At 52.8% G+C, this 16,985-nt stretch carries 19 protein-coding genes; 14 read left to right on the forward strand and 5 right to left on the reverse strand.

What is annotated here, in order from left to right; translation table 11 throughout:
- Window positions 1-73 precede the first annotated feature (73 nt).
- Window positions 74-313, forward strand: a complete 240-nt coding sequence (locus ACJJIR_RS06260) for a DUF1059 domain-containing protein (RefSeq protein WP_444907689.1) — start codon at window positions 74-76, stop codon at window positions 311-313.
- A gap of 53 nt (window positions 314-366) precedes the next feature.
- On the opposite strand, the gene ACJJIR_RS06265 is transcribed toward ACJJIR_RS06260, so the two are convergent.
- From ACJJIR_RS06265 to ygfZ, 3 genes are all read right to left on the reverse strand, one after another.
- Window positions 367-918: a hypothetical protein gene (locus tag ACJJIR_RS06265; RefSeq protein ID WP_413662757.1), complete on the reverse strand. Its 552-nt coding sequence runs from the start codon at window positions 916-918 to the stop codon at window positions 367-369.
- A gap of 186 nt (window positions 919-1,104) precedes the next feature.
- The gene (locus tag ACJJIR_RS06270) at window positions 1,105-1,656 is read right to left on the reverse strand and encodes a hypothetical protein (protein WP_444907690.1); all 552 of its coding nucleotides are present in this window, start codon (window positions 1,654-1,656) and stop codon (window positions 1,105-1,107) included.
- A gap of 196 nt (window positions 1,657-1,852) precedes the next feature.
- The gene (ygfZ, locus tag ACJJIR_RS06275; protein ID WP_444907691.1) at window positions 1,853-2,893 is read right to left on the reverse strand and encodes a CAF17-like 4Fe-4S cluster assembly/insertion protein YgfZ; all 1,041 of its coding nucleotides are present in this window, start codon (window positions 2,891-2,893) and stop codon (window positions 1,853-1,855) included.
- A gap of 112 nt (window positions 2,894-3,005) precedes the next feature.
- Between ygfZ and ACJJIR_RS06280 the strand changes: the two genes are divergently transcribed.
- Window positions 3,006-3,251 carry an FAD assembly factor SdhE gene (locus ACJJIR_RS06280; RefSeq protein ID WP_282931952.1) on the forward strand — a complete coding sequence of 82 codons (246 nt, stop codon included), beginning with the start codon at window positions 3,006-3,008 and terminating at the stop codon, window positions 3,249-3,251.
- Window positions 3,252-3,330: 79 nt separating this feature from the next.
- Window positions 3,331-3,678, forward strand: a complete 348-nt coding sequence (locus ACJJIR_RS06285) for a protein YgfX (protein WP_444907692.1) — start codon at window positions 3,331-3,333, stop codon at window positions 3,676-3,678.
- Window positions 3,679-3,724: 46 nt separating this feature from the next.
- Here the strand turns inward: ACJJIR_RS06285 and nadB are convergent, their stop codons facing one another.
- Complete coding sequence (gene nadB, locus ACJJIR_RS06290) at window positions 3,725-5,332, reverse strand: L-aspartate oxidase (RefSeq protein ID WP_413662753.1); 1,608 nt, start codon at window positions 5,330-5,332, stop codon at window positions 3,725-3,727.
- A 178-nt stretch (window positions 5,333-5,510) separates the two neighbouring features.
- Between nadB and rpoE the strand changes: the two genes are divergently transcribed.
- From rpoE to ycjG, 5 genes are all read left to right on the forward strand, one after another.
- The gene (rpoE, locus tag ACJJIR_RS06295; RefSeq protein WP_282931954.1) at window positions 5,511-6,125 is read left to right on the forward strand and encodes an RNA polymerase sigma factor RpoE; all 615 of its coding nucleotides are present in this window, start codon (window positions 5,511-5,513) and stop codon (window positions 6,123-6,125) included.
- A 118-nt stretch (window positions 6,126-6,243) separates the two neighbouring features.
- A complete protein-coding gene (locus ACJJIR_RS06300) occupies window positions 6,244-6,948 on the forward strand; it encodes a sigma-E factor negative regulatory protein (RefSeq protein WP_444907693.1) in 705 nt (234 codons plus the stop codon).
- 1 nt (window position 6,949) lies between these two features.
- On the forward strand, window positions 6,950-8,188 hold the full coding sequence (locus tag ACJJIR_RS06305) for a MucB/RseB family sigma factor regulatory protein (protein WP_444907694.1): 1,239 nt from the start codon (window positions 6,950-6,952) through the stop codon (window positions 8,186-8,188).
- Window positions 8,189-8,200: 12 nt separating this feature from the next.
- On the forward strand, window positions 8,201-8,659 hold the full coding sequence (locus ACJJIR_RS06310) for a SoxR reducing system RseC family protein (protein WP_444907695.1): 459 nt from the start codon (window positions 8,201-8,203) through the stop codon (window positions 8,657-8,659).
- Between the two features lie 83 nt (window positions 8,660-8,742).
- The gene (gene ycjG, locus ACJJIR_RS06315; RefSeq protein WP_444907696.1) at window positions 8,743-9,690 is read left to right on the forward strand and encodes an L-Ala-D/L-Glu epimerase; all 948 of its coding nucleotides are present in this window, start codon (window positions 8,743-8,745) and stop codon (window positions 9,688-9,690) included.
- Here the strand turns inward: ycjG and mpaA are convergent.
- On the reverse strand, window positions 9,678-10,382 hold the full coding sequence (gene mpaA, locus ACJJIR_RS06320) for a murein tripeptide amidase MpaA (RefSeq protein WP_444907697.1): 705 nt from the start codon (window positions 10,380-10,382) through the stop codon (window positions 9,678-9,680). The genes ycjG and mpaA overlap by 13 nt on opposite strands.
- 171 nt (window positions 10,383-10,553) lie before the next feature.
- Between mpaA and ACJJIR_RS06325 the strand changes: the two genes are divergently transcribed.
- From ACJJIR_RS06325 to era, 6 genes are all read left to right on the forward strand, one after another.
- Window positions 10,554-11,948: a Do family serine endopeptidase gene (locus ACJJIR_RS06325; RefSeq protein ID WP_413662747.1), complete on the forward strand. Its 1,395-nt coding sequence runs from the start codon at window positions 10,554-10,556 to the stop codon at window positions 11,946-11,948.
- Window positions 11,949-12,082: 134 nt separating this feature from the next.
- A complete protein-coding gene (gene lepA / locus ACJJIR_RS06330; protein ID WP_413662746.1) occupies window positions 12,083-13,888 on the forward strand; it encodes a translation elongation factor 4 in 1,806 nt (601 codons plus the stop codon).
- A 50-nt stretch (window positions 13,889-13,938) separates the two neighbouring features.
- Window positions 13,939-14,706, forward strand: a complete 768-nt coding sequence (lepB, locus tag ACJJIR_RS06335; RefSeq protein WP_413662745.1) for a signal peptidase I — start codon at window positions 13,939-13,941, stop codon at window positions 14,704-14,706.
- 53 nt (window positions 14,707-14,759) lie between these two features.
- On the forward strand, window positions 14,760-15,200 hold the full coding sequence (locus ACJJIR_RS06340; RefSeq protein ID WP_444907698.1) for a DUF4845 domain-containing protein: 441 nt from the start codon (window positions 14,760-14,762) through the stop codon (window positions 15,198-15,200).
- The gene (rnc, locus tag ACJJIR_RS06345; protein WP_282931964.1) at window positions 15,193-15,873 is read left to right on the forward strand and encodes a ribonuclease III; all 681 of its coding nucleotides are present in this window, start codon (window positions 15,193-15,195) and stop codon (window positions 15,871-15,873) included. Before ACJJIR_RS06340 ends, rnc begins: the two co-directional genes overlap by 8 nt.
- 123 nt (window positions 15,874-15,996) lie before the next feature.
- Window positions 15,997-16,896, forward strand: a complete 900-nt coding sequence (gene era / locus ACJJIR_RS06350) for a GTPase Era (protein ID WP_282931965.1) — start codon at window positions 15,997-15,999, stop codon at window positions 16,894-16,896.
- The last annotated feature ends 89 nt before the right edge of the window (window positions 16,897-16,985 follow it).

Here is a 16,985-nt window from a genome sequence, read left to right on the forward strand (position 1 = left end):
CTATTTTTGGCTCTTTTGGAGTTATTTATCTGTCAGATAAAACATAGCTTATGAAATCTAAGGTGGAATTGCTATGAAAATGATGACCTGCAAGGAGTTAGGTGGCGCCTGCGATGTGGAGTTTCGTGGGGATAACTTTGAAGAGGTGGCGGAGCTTAGCAAGATGCACGGAATCGAGATGTATCGAAAAAATGATGCACAGCACTTGCAAGCTATGAAAAAAATGCAGAATTTGATGAAAGATCCAGAATCAATGCAGAAGTGGTATGAGTCAAAGAGGGCGGAATTTTCAGCTCTCCCGGATTGTAAATAGAAAAATTAGTATTTTATGGGTGGAGATTGATTTGGTCTAATAATCCTATCTATTTAAGATTGGCGACCCTTCACAGGGTGCCTCTTTTTGGTTTCAACGGCCTTCCAAAGAGGTCGCATTAACAACCGGGCAAACGCAAAGCCGACAAAAAACAAGTTACAGATATAGGCTAAAAAATAAGGGCCAAACTCTCTTTCGAAAAATATGCCAGTAGCGTTGAGGGTGCTGACGATAACTACCGATGAAGCGATACTGAAAAGCCCATAGTAGGTAACTTTCATTACAATAGACACAAATTTGAAGTGTCTTTTTTTCCACAGATAGACAATAAAGCCTGTGGTGGCTATTCCCATCAAGGAGCTGCTTGTAGACCAAACATAGCCAGCATCGATACGGAAGTTCAAAAGTGCCAAAGAAAAGGCGGCGAGCAGTGCGCTGAATAGGCTGATATAGACAATCATGGCCAGGGACACCACATGACCCCTAGAGATACTCTCTATTCTCCTTGACTGAAAAGTGGCAACCATTGCCGCAAATCCTGCCAGCACTATGGATATTTCAATAATGACAAGCAATTGATCGATTTGTACCGACAGTTTTTCCATCTTCCGCTATTGTCCCAAGCAGAAAGGTTAAATAGGAAAGTTGATAACAGTATATGAGTGAAATGGAGAGCTGGTAAGTTGTTTCCCGTCTCACAATTAGCTTTATTTTAACCCGCTTGCTATATGGTTTATAATTGTTGTTAGGTGTAGGTGTCCAATGGTTGGCGCCACACTTTTAGCTGAAAATCAGCCGGACGCCGCCGTTTTCTCCTTGTCGATTCGGCCTAGTTCATTTTCTTTAACAGCTACCCATAATGGGCGCATAAGCAGTCTTGAAAATGCATAACCGACGACAAATAGGTTGCAAACAAAGGATAAAAAATACGGCCCATATTCCCTGTTGAAAACGATCCCTAGCGCATTCATGATATTGATAATAACTACTGAGCCGGCAATGCCGAAAAGAAGGAAATAGGTAACCTTGGCAACAATTGAAACAGATTTGAGTCGTTTCTTTATCCATAGGTAGCCGATAGAAAACGACGTAGCCACACTCATGGCAAAACTGCTTACTGACCACAGGGTGCGATCAGCGAGATCAAAATTGGATAGAGTCAGGGTGAAGGCAGCCAGTAATGCGTTGATCAAACTGATATAAATAATCATCGCGAGGGATACAATTCTTCCTTTGCCAAGATTTCTGCCTTTTCTGGGTTGGAGCGTGCCAACTATTGCAGCAAAGCCTGCCAGAATAATACAGCATTCAAGAACGACAATTAGTTGGTCTAACTCTTTCAATATTGCCTCCCTCTACTGCTTTATTAAGCTGGAATTTTGACGCCTAGGGGAATATCTATAAATATAGTAGCGGTAGTAAGCTGCGTTTTGAGTGGTGCAAACCTTTTTGCTTTCCAGAGTTTTTTTCTGGTTGTTAACTCATAAACAAAAAAGGCGACTAAAAAGCCGCCTTTTTGATTAAAAGTAATTTTTCTGTTTAGGCCAGCGGATCGGCATCTGCATCATAGGGGAGTTCCTCGATATCCAAAGTGCGGCCATCTTTCAGGTGTAAGGTTTCACCTGCGGCCACTTTGGCGATGGTGAGTACGGCGAGTAGCTGAATGCCTTCTTTGCTATGGCAGGCTTCCACCAGATTGCCAATACTTTGTTTTCCATCTCCAAAGATCTCCATGCCCGATTCAGGGAGATCCCCCGAAGCGCAGCTGGCCCGGTAAAGGCGACGTTTGGCGGCGCCGCGGAATTGCATACGGGCAATTACTTCCTGGCCGGTATAGCAGCCTTTTTTAAAACTCACGCCACCGAGCTGGTGCAGGTTGGTCATCTGCGGGATAAACATCTCTGTCGTGGCGGCGTCCACCTGGGGGATACCGGCTTCAATTTGACGCATTTGCCAGCAGTCATAGCCGGTAGCTTCACACTCTGGTGATAGCTTTTGCCACAGTTGCTGGACCTTGCTGGTGGGTACCAGGATGGCTAGTTGCAGGTCGGTAATACATTGGGCAATGCAGCGCTCTCCTTCGAAGTCAAATAGCTTCACCTCGCCGACAGAGGGTTGCTCGAAGCCCAGTAGTTTGGAGGTGCGCTCTGCCACATCGCGCCCCTGCAGGCCTAACCAGTGGGTTTCATCACTGATGTCGTGCAGCTCTGTTTTGAAAAAGACGGCGTACTTGGCCAGCGCTTGCTGGGCGATGGGGGCCAAATCCTTTGGCAACCGGAAGATGAACTCACTTTGCGAAAGTTTCAGTGCACTAAAAGCACTGATCATACGCCCCTTAGGATTGCAGTGAGCTCCCAGGGTGCTGTGTTCATCGGGAAGGTTGATCAAGTCACAGGTGAGCTGCCCCTGTAAGAACTTCTGGCTGTCGGGTCCGGTAATGGAAATAGCTCCGATTGGGCCCAGGTCCAGCAGGTGCAAACTCTGAGGGTCTTCGCGACTAGTGAGAGGGAAGTGAGCTTTGCTGCCCTCCCAAATGGCGCCCTCGTTGCTGAGAAAATCCTGCCACTGTTGCTGATCCATAATCCTGCCACCTGCATTTGTATTCGGGGCATAATTTGGGGGTCCTTCGCGCCCTTTTCAAGTTTGGTGGGGCAGGGGGTATACTGCGCTTTTTATCTGGTTGGAAAGAAGTATGGATCGCAACCGCCTGTTTTGGGCCAGTCGCCGTGGCATGTTGGAATTGGATCTGGTTTTGCTGCCGTTTCTGGATAATGTTTACGAGACCCTGGAGCCAGAGGATCAGCAGCGCTATATCCGCCTGCTTGATGAGCAGGATCAGGATCTGTTCGCCTGGTTCTTGCGTCGAGAAGACCCGGCTGACCCGGACTTGAAGCGTATAGTGCAAATCATCCGTGACAACACCGGACTCCAGGAATAGCTCGACACCCCCGCTTTATGAGCGCAGCGCCCGCTTAAGTTGCGTCGTTGCGCCTTCCTTTCTTTTGCATTTGCTCCTTTTGCTGATCACCCTTCTGGCGATCTTACTCGTCTGGTTGTGTAACCTGCCTTCAGTATTATCTGGGCTGGTGAGCCTTTTTGTTGTGGTTTACGCCGGAATAGAGTGGCGCAAGGTAAAAGCTGTGAGAGGCCATTTATCGACCCGCGAGCGAAGGTGGTTTTGGCACCCTGATGGCGCAGATCGTCGCGAATTCCAGTTTGTAAATGAGCTGGTGTTGTGGTCTTGGTTGGTGGTGATTAATGGTCGGGACAGGGCTGGGCGCCGGCTCCGTTTGGTGTTGGCCAAGGATATGCTGGCGCCGCAGGATTGGCGCAGGCTACAAGTGGCACTGCGCTATTCCCGCTAGTTAGCTGGGTTGCCGTGGCGGGCCCAGTTGGCTAAAAATTGGTCGGTTAAATAAATTGGCGTTGGCCGGCAAAGTTCTCTGGCACCAAAATCGTGTCCATAGCAAGTTCACGCAGTTGGGGGTAGTCGAGGGAGTAGTGCAGCCCCCGGCTCTCGCGGCGATCCAGGGCCGAACGAATAATCAATTCCGATACCAGGGAGAGATTGCGCAGTTCAACCAGGTCGCTGCTGATGCGGTAATTGGCGTAGAACTCGCGAATTTCTTTCTGCAGCAACGTTACTCGGTGTTGCGCGCGCAAGAGTCGCTTGCGGGTGCGCACAATGCCTACGTAGTCCCACATAAACCTGCGCAGCTCATCCCAGTTATGGGAAATCACTACATCTTCATCGGAATCGGTGACTCGCGATGCATCCCAGTCGGGAGATGGGCGGGGCGCCTGTACCATACCCAGGTGCTCATCGATATGCAGGGCTGCTGAACGAGCATAAACCAGACACTCTAACAGCGAGTTACTGGCAAGGCGGTTGGCGCCGTGTAAGCCGGTAAATGTCGTTTCGCCAATGGCGTAGAGCTGGTCCAGATCTGTACGCCCATGGCGATCGACCATAATGCCGCCACAGGTATAGTGAGCTGCAGGCACCACTGGAATAGGCTCTCGGGTGATATCAATGCCATATCGAAGGCAATTGTTATAAACCGTTGGGAAGTGATCGCGTACAAACTGAGGATCTTTATGGGAAATGTCCAAATAGAGGCAATCTGCCCCCAGCCGCTTCATTTCGTGGTCGATAGCGCGGGCGACGATATCCCGTGGCGCCAACTCTCCTCGCTTGTCGAAGCGGTCCATAAACCGGCTGCCGTCGGGAAGCTTGAGTACAGCGCCTTCACCGCGTAAAGCCTCTGTTACCAGCAGGGCTTTGGCCTTGGGATGGTAAAGGCAAGTGGGGTGAAATTGATTGAACTCCATATTGGCCACGCGGCACCCGGCGCGCCAAGCCATTGCGATTCCATCGCCGCTGGCGCCGTCCGGGTTACTGGTATAAAGGTAGGCCTTGCTGGCCCCCCCGGTGGCCAGGACGACGGCTTTAGCCTGGATCAGCTCGACCTCATCGTTGCTCTTGTTGAGTACGTAGGCGCCGGCACAGCGAAATCGGCCTTTATCTGGATCCGGCTGGCGAATTAGATCGATGGCAACGTGGTGTTCGAAACAATCGATATTGGGGCTGTTTAGCACCTTGGTGATCAGGGTGCTGTGTACCGCTTGGCCGGTGGCATCGGCGCTATGAATAATGCGCCTGTGGCTGTGCCCCCCCTCTTTGGTGAGGTGGTAACCCTGTTCCTCGCGGGTGAAGTCCACCCCTTGATCGATTAACCAGCTGATCGCAGCAGTGCTCTCCTCTACGGTAAAGCGCACTGAAGCGGGGTGGCAGAGTCCTGCACCCGCGTCTAATGTGTCTGCAATATGCGACTCAACCGAATCCATCTCATCCAGCACTGCAGCGATGCCTCCCTGGGCGAACCAGGTGGAGCCATCTTGCAATCTCTGTTTGGAGAGCAGGGCCACGCGATACTGGGAGGCGAGATGCAGGGCCAGTGTAAGGCCTGCTGCACCGCTTCCAATTACGAGAACGTCGTAGTTTGCCTGGGCATTCATAGATTTCAATTATGTTTAAGGGTCGCGTAGTATAGCGCCTCCTGATTATTCGTCGATTTGACGTGGAACTTATGTCCTATTGTCATTGTCATCAACACAGTAAAAGAAACGCCTGCGCCGGTGGCCCCGCAGTCAAATTTTGTGGCGCCCGCAGTGTGGCTGGATATGGGAGTTGGGGATGACAGCGCATCAGGCGTCAACGAGTGACCGTGAGCTGGTAGAACGGGTTCAAAAAGGGGACAAACGCGCTTTTGATCTTCTTGTACTCAAGTACCAGCACAAAATTGTTGCTGTAGTGAGTCGGTTCATTAAGGACCACAGTGAAGTACAGGATGTAACCCAAGAAGCTTTTATTAAGGCTTATCGTGCTCTTGCCAATTTTCGCGGCGAGAGTGCTTTTTACACCTGGATGTATCGGATTGCGATCAATACCGCCAAGAATCACCTGGTTTCCCGCAGTCGTCGGCCGCCATCTTCCGATGTTGAACTGGAAGATGCTGAGTTTTACTCGGGCGCTGACCTGCTGCGTGATAACGAGACACCTGAAAGTCAGATGTTTCGCGACCAGCTGGAAGCGGCGGTGCATCGCGCTATTCGTGCACTGCCAGAGGATCTGCGCTCAGCGGTAACGCTGAGAGAGCTTGAGGGACTGAGCTACGAGGAAATCGCCGAGGTTATGGGATGCCCGGTGGGAACTGTGCGCTCTAGAATATTTCGCGCACGGGAGGCGATAGACCGGACAGTCCAGGCCGTGATGGCCGGCGAGCCGGAAACACTGGGTGATAGGGGTTAAAATTGCGGAAAATTTTCCCAGTCGGGGAAACCAACTGCTCAGACTCCGGTCATAACATGTAACCAAATATGGTGCTTGTGGGCACCGAATAAATGATTGCACAAGAGGGTTAACCCCTATGTCCCACGGGAATCATCAGGAACGTCTTAACGAGTCGCTCTCGGCGCTCATGGATGGCGAAGTCAGCGAACTGGAGCTGCAACGGCTTCTGAAGGCCAGCGCGGCCTCTGAAGAGTTCGGTGAGCGCTGGTCGCGTTACCAACTTGCGGCGAGTGTTATGCGCCGCGAACAGGTCGCGCCGGTCGACATCGGCCTTGCAGCGAGTATTTCTGCGGCCATCGATGAGGAAGAGCCTCTGTCGCAAAACGGCAATGGGGGATCTGCGGTTACTGGCAATTTGGTCAACAATCGCTGGTGGCGTCCGCTGTCCCGTGGTGCTGTTGCTGCGACGGTGGCCTTTGCTGCCATTTTGGGTGTGCAGCAAATGACAGATTCTCCACAGAGCGCTATTCAGGGGGCAAACCAGCCGGTAGCTTCGGTAGAACGGGAGGCTCAGCCGGTCGTTCAGTCTGCACCGCAGCCTTCCGGTTTCTATGTGCCCGCCCCTTCCACACGCTCCGTGAGTACTGCGGCTCCCCGCTTTGTGCCGGAACAACGCACCGGTGTTGTGGGGCAGGCCGTAATTCAGCAGGCCCCGACTCCCGAGTTGATGCGCCACCTGAATCGCGTAATGATTCAGCACTCAGAACAAGCCGCTCATGTGGGCAGTCAGGGCATGGTTCCCTTTGCTCGCGCCACTTACGGCGAACAGGTTGGAATGTAGTGTGACGAAAGTCGAAACCAGGGGGCGCCGAATTTTCAGCGGGATTCTCAAGGCCAACGGGCTACTGTTGGCCTCCTCGCTGTTGGCACCCATGTCATTTGCCCAGGTTGACACTGGGGTCGAACCCAGTGCCCCCATCACCATCAATCTCGATATGAGTACTGCTCCCGCAGCAGCCCCAGCTGTAGTGGAAGTTGCTATGACAGATGGGGGCTCGGCTGAGGTGGAAAGTCCTGCCGCAGTACCGGCCGATCCAGCAACTGCAGCCCCGGAAGGCGCTGTTGGTTCCGTGCCGGCGCAAGAGGGGGTGACATCTGGTGTAGTTAATCTCAATCCTGCGAATCTCAACCCTGCAGCGCAGAGCGGCCTGGTAAGCCCGGGTGTAGTGAGTAGCAACGAGGTTGAGCATTGGCTAGCCAAGCTGGCAAAAGCAGTAACTGAGCTTGAATACAGTGGTCTGGTGACCTTTGAGCATGCGGGCCTCCTGGAGACCTTGCAGGTGGTTCACGCGGTTCGAGAAGGTGAGCAGGTAGAGCGCGTGCGCTACCTCAGTGGTGAGCCTAGAGAGTTGATTAGCCACGGCAGTGCCGGAAATTGCGATGTCAGTGCTTCGCCAAGAAATCGTGCTACAGCATGGAACTCGGCGGGCCAACAACAGGCTCAGCGCGCCTACCAATTTATCTTGCGGGGTGAGGAGCGAATCGCGGATCGCGATGCTGTTGTGATTGAGGCGCGACCGAGGGATCGCTATCGCCTGGGCTTGGTAGTGAGTCTCGATAAACAGACTGGGCTGCCGTTGAAGACCATGCTGGTTAGCACCCAGGGCCGCGTACTGGAGCGTTACCAGTTTGTACAACTGGATCTCTCCCCTGTAGAGGATGCCGCACTACAGGCGGTCTCCAATAATGCCCGGCGCATCGATAATCGGAATGAGTGTACGGCTTCACAGAGCCGCTGGCAGGTGGGCTGGTTGCCCGACGGTTTCAGGGTAGTGTCCGTCAAGCCGTTATCTGATGGCGATATGATGGTGTTTAGCGATGGGCTGGGAGTGTTCTCTGTATTTGTCCAACGCCTCGGTCCAGAACTTGAGGGCTTTAAAGGTCGCGCAATCCGCGGAGCTACAACAGCCTATATGGACCGTCTGGAAATTGAAGGCGTTGCTTACACTGTAACAGTGGTGGGTGAAATCCCCGAAACTACAGCGCGCCGTGTCGCCAGCTCAATTACCGCAAAGAGTTAAGTGAGCATATAGGTGCTTCAAGAGCGTGGCCGGGTGGTGGCCATAGAGTCCGATGCTATCTGGGTGGAGACCACCCAGAGTAGCGCCTGTAATGGCTGTTCTACCAAGTCCAGCTGTGGGACTGGATTGCTGGGCGATCTGTTTTCTTCTTCGACCCGCGTTAAACGCGTTAAAGTAGCTCTCAACGGTTTTTCTGCTGATAAAATCCACCTCGATGATGTGGCAGTAATTGGTATTACCGAGAATGCCCTGACCAGTAGTGCCTTGCTGGTTTACCTCGTCCCCTTGATGTCCCTGGTGCTAGTTGCACTGATTGGGGATTCGCTCTTCGCTGAGCCCGGTGCTGTAATCGGGGCCTTGATCGGTCTGGTCTTCGGTGCTTTGGGCGTTCGCTGGTACAGTAGGTCCCAGTCGCAAAACCCCACCTACACCCCAGTACTGCTGCAGATTGAGCCCTCCCAAAAGAAATAGTCCGCCGCCTCCGTCTTCGCCAGCTAACCCTAATCTCCCTGACCTAAACTGAGAGTTCCATTTATTGCCTGGAGGCTCTGCCAATGAGGGCTCGCTGTTTTGATGAGCGCTGGCCTCTACGTACTGCATTTGTCATCTCTCGTGGCGCGCGCACTGAGGCTCAAGTTGTGGTGGTGGAGCTTAGTGATGGTGAAGTCTCTGGCGTCGGTGAGTGCACGCCTTATGCTCGCTATGGAGAAAGTGCTGCCTCTGTTTTGCACCAGCTGCAGCCGATGCTCAAAGAGGTGAGTGATGGGTTGACCCGAGAGCAATTACAGCTGCGTATGCCTGCCGGAGCGGCGCGAAATGCGCTGGATTGTGCGCTGGCAGATTGGGAGGCTAAAAAAGCGGGGCGTCCACACCCGGCTCCGGATTTTCTCCCTACCGTACAGACATTAGTTGTTGATAGTCCCGAGGCAATGGCAAATGCTGCGAAAATTGCTGTGACTGCGGGAGCTGATGTTCTCAAGTTGAAACTTGATGATCAACATGTGCAAGAAAGGGTGTCGGCAGTACGCTCAGCAGCACCGGATGCCAGGTTGGTGATTGATGCCAATGAGGCATGGCGAAAAGAGACCTTGTTGCAGAGATGTCATGATTTAAGCAAGCTGGGGGTGGCGATGCTTGAGCAGCCACTTCCAGCGAGTGAAGATGAATTTTTGGAGAGCTTTGAACACCCGCTGACGATTTGTGCGGACGAGAGTTGCCATACTCGGGAGGATCTGCCGAAGTTGCTTAAACGCTATGAGATGGTCAATATCAAGTTGGACAAAACTGGCGGGATTACCGAGGCCCTGGCACTGGCAGATGAAGCGACTGATCTCGGCCTGGAAATTATGCTGGGATGTATGCTGTGTACCTCTCGGGCTATCCGCGCAGCCTGGCCCTTGGGAAGTCGAGCTAGCTTTCTGGACCTGGATGGGCCCACCTGGCTGGCCAGCGATGTGGAGCCCCCTCTGCGTTTCAAGGCGGGTAGAGTTTATTGGTCGTAAGTCAGCAGATCGATTAGCGCTTGCAGATAGTCTTCACTTGCCGCATCAGCTGATATTGGAGGGAATTCAAGGGTAATACAGGGTAGTGTTTGCTCGGCACACCAGGTGCCGAATGATCCTGGGGTCTGGTAACCCACATCCCCAACCAGAGGCAGCTTGAAATCACTGGCAAGCTGCATGCCCAGAGGGCTGTTGCTGGGATCCTCGACACAGGCAAGGGGCTCGTGAATGGAAACGGTCCAGGTCGGTCCCAGTTTTGCAAGCAGCTGGCAAAGTGCAGAGGTCTCGGGTTCAGAGGCGGCGCTATCACCTGTACTTAACCGAACATCGCGTTTTTCCGCAGCACTGTTCCACCGGTAGACATTGCCACCGCCATCCCAATTTGCAGTGGCAAAGTTGCGGTTGAGATCTACGCCGCGTGCGTTGGCCCTGGTGCCCAGCTGGCAGCCATCCGGATTGACAGCGAGGATTACGTGATGTCTCAATGAATTGGCGGCGAGGGCCCGCAACGCGCAGGATAGAGCGACGACTGCGGCGACTTCATCTCCGTGGGTGCCGGCCATTATAAGGCCGTGGTGGGTGCCGGTTTGTGCGGGAAAGTAGAGTAGAGGGGCACCCAAAACACTTTGGCCGTAGAGCTCAGTGGGCAGGTGAAACTGACCGCGTTCTGGGCGCGGGCGCATTTCGGACATCGTTAACTCTTTACACAGTTTTACAGTCTGTTGTAGAACTTTGGTGACTAGATCGCCACTAAGTCGTTACTGAGAGTCCCTAAGGGGCTGGACAAGCCAAGGCTCGCCCTTGAAAGGACTCGAAAATCCAATGGTTTCATATTAGAAGGGATCACTAGGGGTAACAAACCTATGGTTAAACGTTGTACACAATATCTACTGGTTCTGTGTCTGTTGGTTTCCGGGGCTGCCAGTGCCCGCGGACTACCCGAACTTACGGAGTTAATCGAAGATAACTCTCCGGCAGTCGTCAAAATCAACACGGTTGATCGCAACCGCACTAGTCGCAGCAGCCAGCCGCAGCTTCAGCAGGAAATTCCCGATATCTTCCGCCACCTTTTCGAGCCGCGCCAGCGCCAGCAGCGTCCGGTAGCGAGTATGGGTTCCGGCTTTATCATCTCTGAAGACGGTTATATCGTAACCAATAATCACGTGGTCGATGGTGCAGACCAGGTAACCGTTACATTGACTGATCGTCGCGAATACGAGGCGCAGGTTATTGGCAAGGATGTGCGCTCCGACCTGGCCCTGTTAAAGATCGACGCGGAGGACCTGTCGTCAGTACGCTGGGGGGATTCCGAAGAACTGCAGGTGGGAGAATGGGTTGTCGCTATTGGCTCTCCCTTCGGCTTGGACTACTCGGCAAGCGCCGGGATCGTCAGTGCGATGGGGCGCAGTATCCCCAATGAGAGCCGCGAGAATTACGTTCCTTTTATCCAGACAGATGTTGCAATTAACCCCGGAAATTCCGGAGGCCCGCTGTTTAACCTGGATGGCGAAGTAGTGGGTATCAACTCGCAGATCTATACCCGCAGTGGCGGTTCTATCGGGCTCTCCTTCGCTATTCCCGCAAGCCTTGCCCAGGATGTGGTTGCCCAGTTAAAAGAAAAAGGGCGGGTGGATCGCGGATGGCTCGGAGTGGGAATCAGTAATGTCGACCGCAATATGGCGGAAGCCATGGGCCTTGGTAAGCCCGCCGGCGCCCTGATCGATCAGGTGAGCCCTGGGTCGCCCGCAGCTCAAGCGGGAATTATGCCCGGTGATATCATTTTGCGCTTCCATGGTCAGAAGATAGGAGTTTTTGGTGACCTGCCGCACGTTGTAGGCCAGATTCGACCGGGTACACAGGCCCAGGTGGAGTTGATCCGCAATCGTAAACCCGAGCGCCTGAGTGTTACTGTCGGCACCCTGCCGGGTTCTGAAGATGAAGCGAGGCAAGTGGCAGCCAATCCCAGCTCTGGAGTGGGTGGGCGCCTGGGAGTCGTGGTTGAGGAAATTCCCGATATTCTGAAGCAGCGCTGGAATGTGGAAACTGGGGTGCTGGTGAAGCAAGTGATTCCAGGCAAGCCCGGTGCCAAAGCAGGTTTGCGCAGTGGCGATATCATCGCGCAACTTGGTTTTGAAGAAGTTGGCGACATTAGTGACTACAAAACTGTCGTCAAGGATCTGCCGGAGGATGAGCTATTGCCGATTCGCTTCTTCCGCGCCGGGCAGTCCACTTTCCGTACAATTAAGATCGAAAGCTAGCCGCTTTCCAGCGATTGGTGGCCCATTGGGCCACCTAGCTCTCACCTCTGTCCATGAGTTCTGTTAGACTTGCGCCACACAGTTGGCACTATAGCCAGCTAATCATTTGATTTTGCAAGGGTTTTTATTCCGCAGTGGCCACAGATCTCTCTCATATCCGCAATTTCTCCATTATTGCCCATATCGACCACGGGAAATCTACCCTGGCTGACCGCTTTATCCAGGACTGTGGTGGCCTCTCCGATCGGGAGATGGCTGAACAGGTGCTGGACAGCATGGAGCTCGAGCGCGAGCGTGGGATTACCATCAAGGCGCAGAGTGTGACGCTCGACTATGAAGCGCGCGATGGTAAGACCTATCAGCTGAACTTTATTGATACCCCCGGACACGTGGATTTTTCGTATGAAGTGTCCCGTTCTCTGGCAGCTTGTGAAGGCGCGCTACTGGTGGTAGATGCCGCCCAGGGCGTTGAGGCCCAATCGGTTGCCAACTGCTATACAGCCATTGAACAGGGGTTGGAAGTTATCCCTGTCTTGAACAAGATGGACTTGCCCCAGGCGGACCCTGAAAAGGTTGCCGAAGAAATTGAAGATATTATCGGTATCGATGCCGCCGAAGCGACTCGTTGCAGTGCTAAGTCTGGCCTCGGTGTTGAGGATGTACTGGAAGATCTGGTGCGCTTGGTACCACCGCCGGAAGGCGATGTCGATGCTCCTCTACAGGCGCTGATTATCGACTCATGGTTTGACAGCTACCTGGGCGTTGTTTCCTTGGTGCGTGTTGTCCAGGGCACCCTGAAAACCAAAGAAAAGATTGTCACCAAATCTATCGGTCGTGCCCATGTTGTGGACAGCGTGGGAATCTTTACACCCAAGCGCCACGAAACCGGTGTACTTCGCGCAGGTGAAGTGGGCTTTGTGGTTGCAGGGATCAAGGATATTCATGGCGCTCCTGTGGGCGATACGCTGACCCATGCTAAGGGCGCCGATGACATTGATATGCTGCCGGGCTTCCAGAAGGTTAAGCCCCAGGTTTATGCAGGCTTGTTCCCGGTTAGTTCAGATGATTATGAGGCTTTCCGGGATGCGCTGGAGAAGCTGTCGCTGAACGATGCCTCCCTGTTCTACGAGCCAGAAACATCCGATGCGCTGGGCTTTGGTTTCCGTTGTGGCTTCCTCGGCATGCTGCATATGGAAATCATCCAGGAGCGTCTGGAGCGGGAATACGATCTGGATCTTATTACCACAGCGCCGACCGTGGTTTATGAAGTTGAGCAGTCAGATGGTGAGATAGTGATGGTAGATAATCCATCGCGCTTACCCGATGTAGGCTCCATCGAAGAGATGAGGGAGCCGATTGCCGAGGTGAATATTCTTGTACCTCAGGAGTATCTGGGCAATGTCATCACTCTGTGTGTGGAAAAACGCGGTATTCAAAAGGACATGCAATACGTAGGTTCACAAGTGTCCCTGCGCTATGAACTGCCGATGAGCGAAGTGGTTATGGACTTCTTCGACCGCCTCAAATCCGTAAGCCGCGGCTTTGCCTCTTTGGATTACAGCTTTGTCCGTTTTGAAGCGGCCAAGTTGGTGCGACTGGATATCCTGATTAATGGTGACCGAGTGGATGCTCTGGCGCTGATTGTCCACCGCGATAATGCGCAGCAGAAAGGCCGCGCAATGGCGGAAAAGATGAAAGAGCTGATTCCCCGTCAGATGTTTGATGTGGCGATCCAGGCGGCTATTGGTGGTCAGGTGGTTTCGAGAACCACGGTGAAGGCGCTGCGCAAAAACGTGACGGCCAAATGTTACGGTGGTGATGTTACTCGTAAGAAGAAGCTGCTGGAGAAGCAGAAAGCGGGTAAGCGCAGAATGAAGCAGTTGGGCCGTGTTGAAGTGCCGCAGGAGGCATTCCTGGCGGTACTGAAGGTGGATCAGTAGGGCTTCGGCCCTGCGCCACGATGAAAAATAAGGGATAGTAGAGAAAAGTAATGGATATAAATTTACCTCTGATTCTGCTGTGGTTGGTTGTGATTAGTGGCGGAATCTGGTTAGTTGACAGTCTGTTTTTCGCCCGTCAACGCAAGAAGAATGTCGGGGACCAGCAAGAAGATCCGATCGTTGTCGAGTACGCGAAGTCTTTCTTCCCGATTCTGGCGATCGTATTTGTTCTGCGCTCTTTTATTGTCGAGCCCTTCCAGATTCCTTCAGGTTCAATGATTCCAACATTGGAAGTCGGGGATTTTATTCTGGTCAACAAGTATGCCTACGGTGTGCGCTTGCCAGTGTCCCGAACCAAGGTAATGGATGTGGGTGAGCCCAAGCGCGGCGATGTCATGGTGTTCTTTCCACCCCACAATAACGATACTTACTACATCAAGCGGGTGATTGGGTTACCCGGTGACAAGATAGAGCTGAAGAACAATGTGCTCTATGTCAACGGTGAGATGGCTCGCCAAGAATTGATCCGGGCTATCCCGCCAAGTAACCCGCAAACAGAAGTCATGTGGGAAGATCTCGATGGCTATCGCCACGAGATGCAGAAAAGTGTCCGCCCCCGGCAGTACAGTAACTTTAGTGGTGTAGTGCCGGAAGGGCATTATTTTATGATGGGCGATAACCGCGATAACAGTCTCGATAGCCGGGAGTGGGGCTTTGTCCCAGAGAAGGATATCGTCGGCAAAGCTTTCGCCATTTGGATGCACTGGGACAAGTTGCTCAGTTTGCCCAGCTTTAAGCGTGTAGGCTCAATCCAATAAAGAAACCAGCCGGGCGTTAGCCCGGTTATTTATAAAGGATAGAGGGCATAGTTATGGGTAGTAAACTCAACCTTTCACTGCAGCAGCAGCGCGGTATGAGCTACTGGGGTTGGCTGCTGATTATCGCGATGTTGGGATTTGCTTTGACCTGTGTGTCCAAGATGGCACCGGCCTACCTAGATGCTCGTTACGTTAACGAAGGGCTAAAAACCCTCGGTCAAAACCCAAACCTGGAAGAAATGACCACGGGTCAGATTAAAAAAGAGCTGAACCGTTTTTTCCTGGTAAACAATGTGCGCGGAGAGCCTACTAAATCTGTGCAGGTAGTTCGTGGCGCAAAGGGTTCTGTTGTGAGCATCAATTACGAACTGCGCCAGCCGCTGATATACAACGTAGATGTTGTGATGAAGTTTAATAAACAGCTCGACACTGCGAAGCCGGAGCTTTGCTGTGATGCGCTGATCGATCTGGAGCAATTCCGCAAACGTGACTGATCTTTTATTGGAACGCCTTTGCAAGCGCCTCGGCCATGATTTTGATCAGGCCGAGCTGCTTGAGTTGGCTCTTACTCACCGATCCCACGGGAGTCGTAATAATGAGCGCCTGGAGTTTCTCGGCGACTCGATACTCGGGTTCACTATCGGCGCGGCACTTTACGAGCAGTTCCCCAACGGGCGCGAGGGGCAGTTGAGCCGCTTGAGGGCACAATTAGTTAGCGGTGAAACCCTGGCAAAACTTGCGCGGGAGTTGGAAATTGGCGATTGCCTGCGCCTCGGTGAAGGTGAAATGAAAAGTGGCGGCTTTCGTCGGGCATCGATTCTGGCCGATGCCGTAGAGGCTCTTATTGGGGCCATCTATCTGGATGCCGGTTTGGAGGCTGCGCGCGCCCGGGTACTTGAGTGGTTTGCATTGCGCTTGCAGGGCCTATCATTAGAGACCGTGAAGGATCCCAAAACTCGCTTGCAGGAGTGGCTGCAGGCTCGAAAAAAACCTCTGCCGGAATATAAAGTCGTAGATGTTTCTGGCGCTGAACACGCACAGCACTTTGTAGTGGAGTGCCGTGTCAGTGGCCTTACGCAGCCCGTAAAAGGCGAAGCCAGCAGTCGCCGTAATGCTGAAAAGACTGCGGCGGTGGAAGCTTATAAGCTCCTCACCGGGCAGGACTAACCTTACAATAGAAACGACGCGCCGGATCCATTTCCCGCATCGTAATGATAGCCTCCTGTATCACTGGGGGCGCTTCTGGCTCCGGGGCTTCCCGGAGACCTCCAACTCTTTCGGAGAAATTTCTTGAGCGAACAACCTTCTCGCTGTGGCTATGTCGCGATTGTCGGCCGCCCCAATGTGGGAAAATCCACACTGTTGAACCACCTGCTGGGGCAGAAACTCGCGATTACTTCGCGCAAGCCGCAGACCACCCGCCACAATATGCTCGGTATTAAAACCGAAGGTCCAAACCAGATTATTTTTGTCGATACACCGGGCCTGCACTCCGATCAAGAAAAAGCGATTAACCGCTATATGAACCGAGCTGCCGCCAGCGCTGCGCGGGACGTGGATGTAGTGGTGTTTGTTGTAGAGCGCACTCGTTGGAGTGAGGCAGACCAGTTGGTGGCAGATAAGCTGCGCGGTATTAAATGCCCATTAATTATCGCCGTGAACAAGGTGGACCAGCTCGAAGATAAAGCTGATCTACTGCCCCAGTTACAAGCCCTGGCTGAGGAGCATCCGAAAGCTGAAATTGTTCCCATATCAGCCTTGCGCAACGTAAATCTGGATACTCTGGAAGAGGTTATTCTGAAGCACTTGCCTGAGGGGCAGCATTTCTTCCCCGAAGATCAAGTGACCGACCGCAGCTCGCGCTTTCTCGCAGCAGAAATTGTTCGCGAAAAGATTATGCGTCAATTGGGTGCCGAGGTTCCCTACCAAGTTACTGTGGAGGTAGAGGAGTTTGCCCAAGAGGGTAAGGTCTTGCATATCAGCGCTGCTATTTTGGTTGAGCGAGCGGGCCAAAAACGTATCATCATTGGAAATAAGGGCGAGCGAATCAAACAGATTGGCAGCCAGGCTAGAGAAGATATGGAGCGCTTGTTTGATAGCAAGATAATGCTCAATTTGTGGGTGAAGGTGAAATCTGGTTGGTCTGATGATGAGCGGGCTCTGCGCAGTCTCGGTTACAGAGACGAGTAATCATCAGGGCAATTTCCTCTGCACCTATGAAAACGCCTCAACCGCCTCAACCCGCATATATCCTCCATTCGCGGCCCTATAAAGACTCC

The sequence above is a fragment of the Microbulbifer maximicatervae (SeqCode) genome (assembly GCF_052467385.1).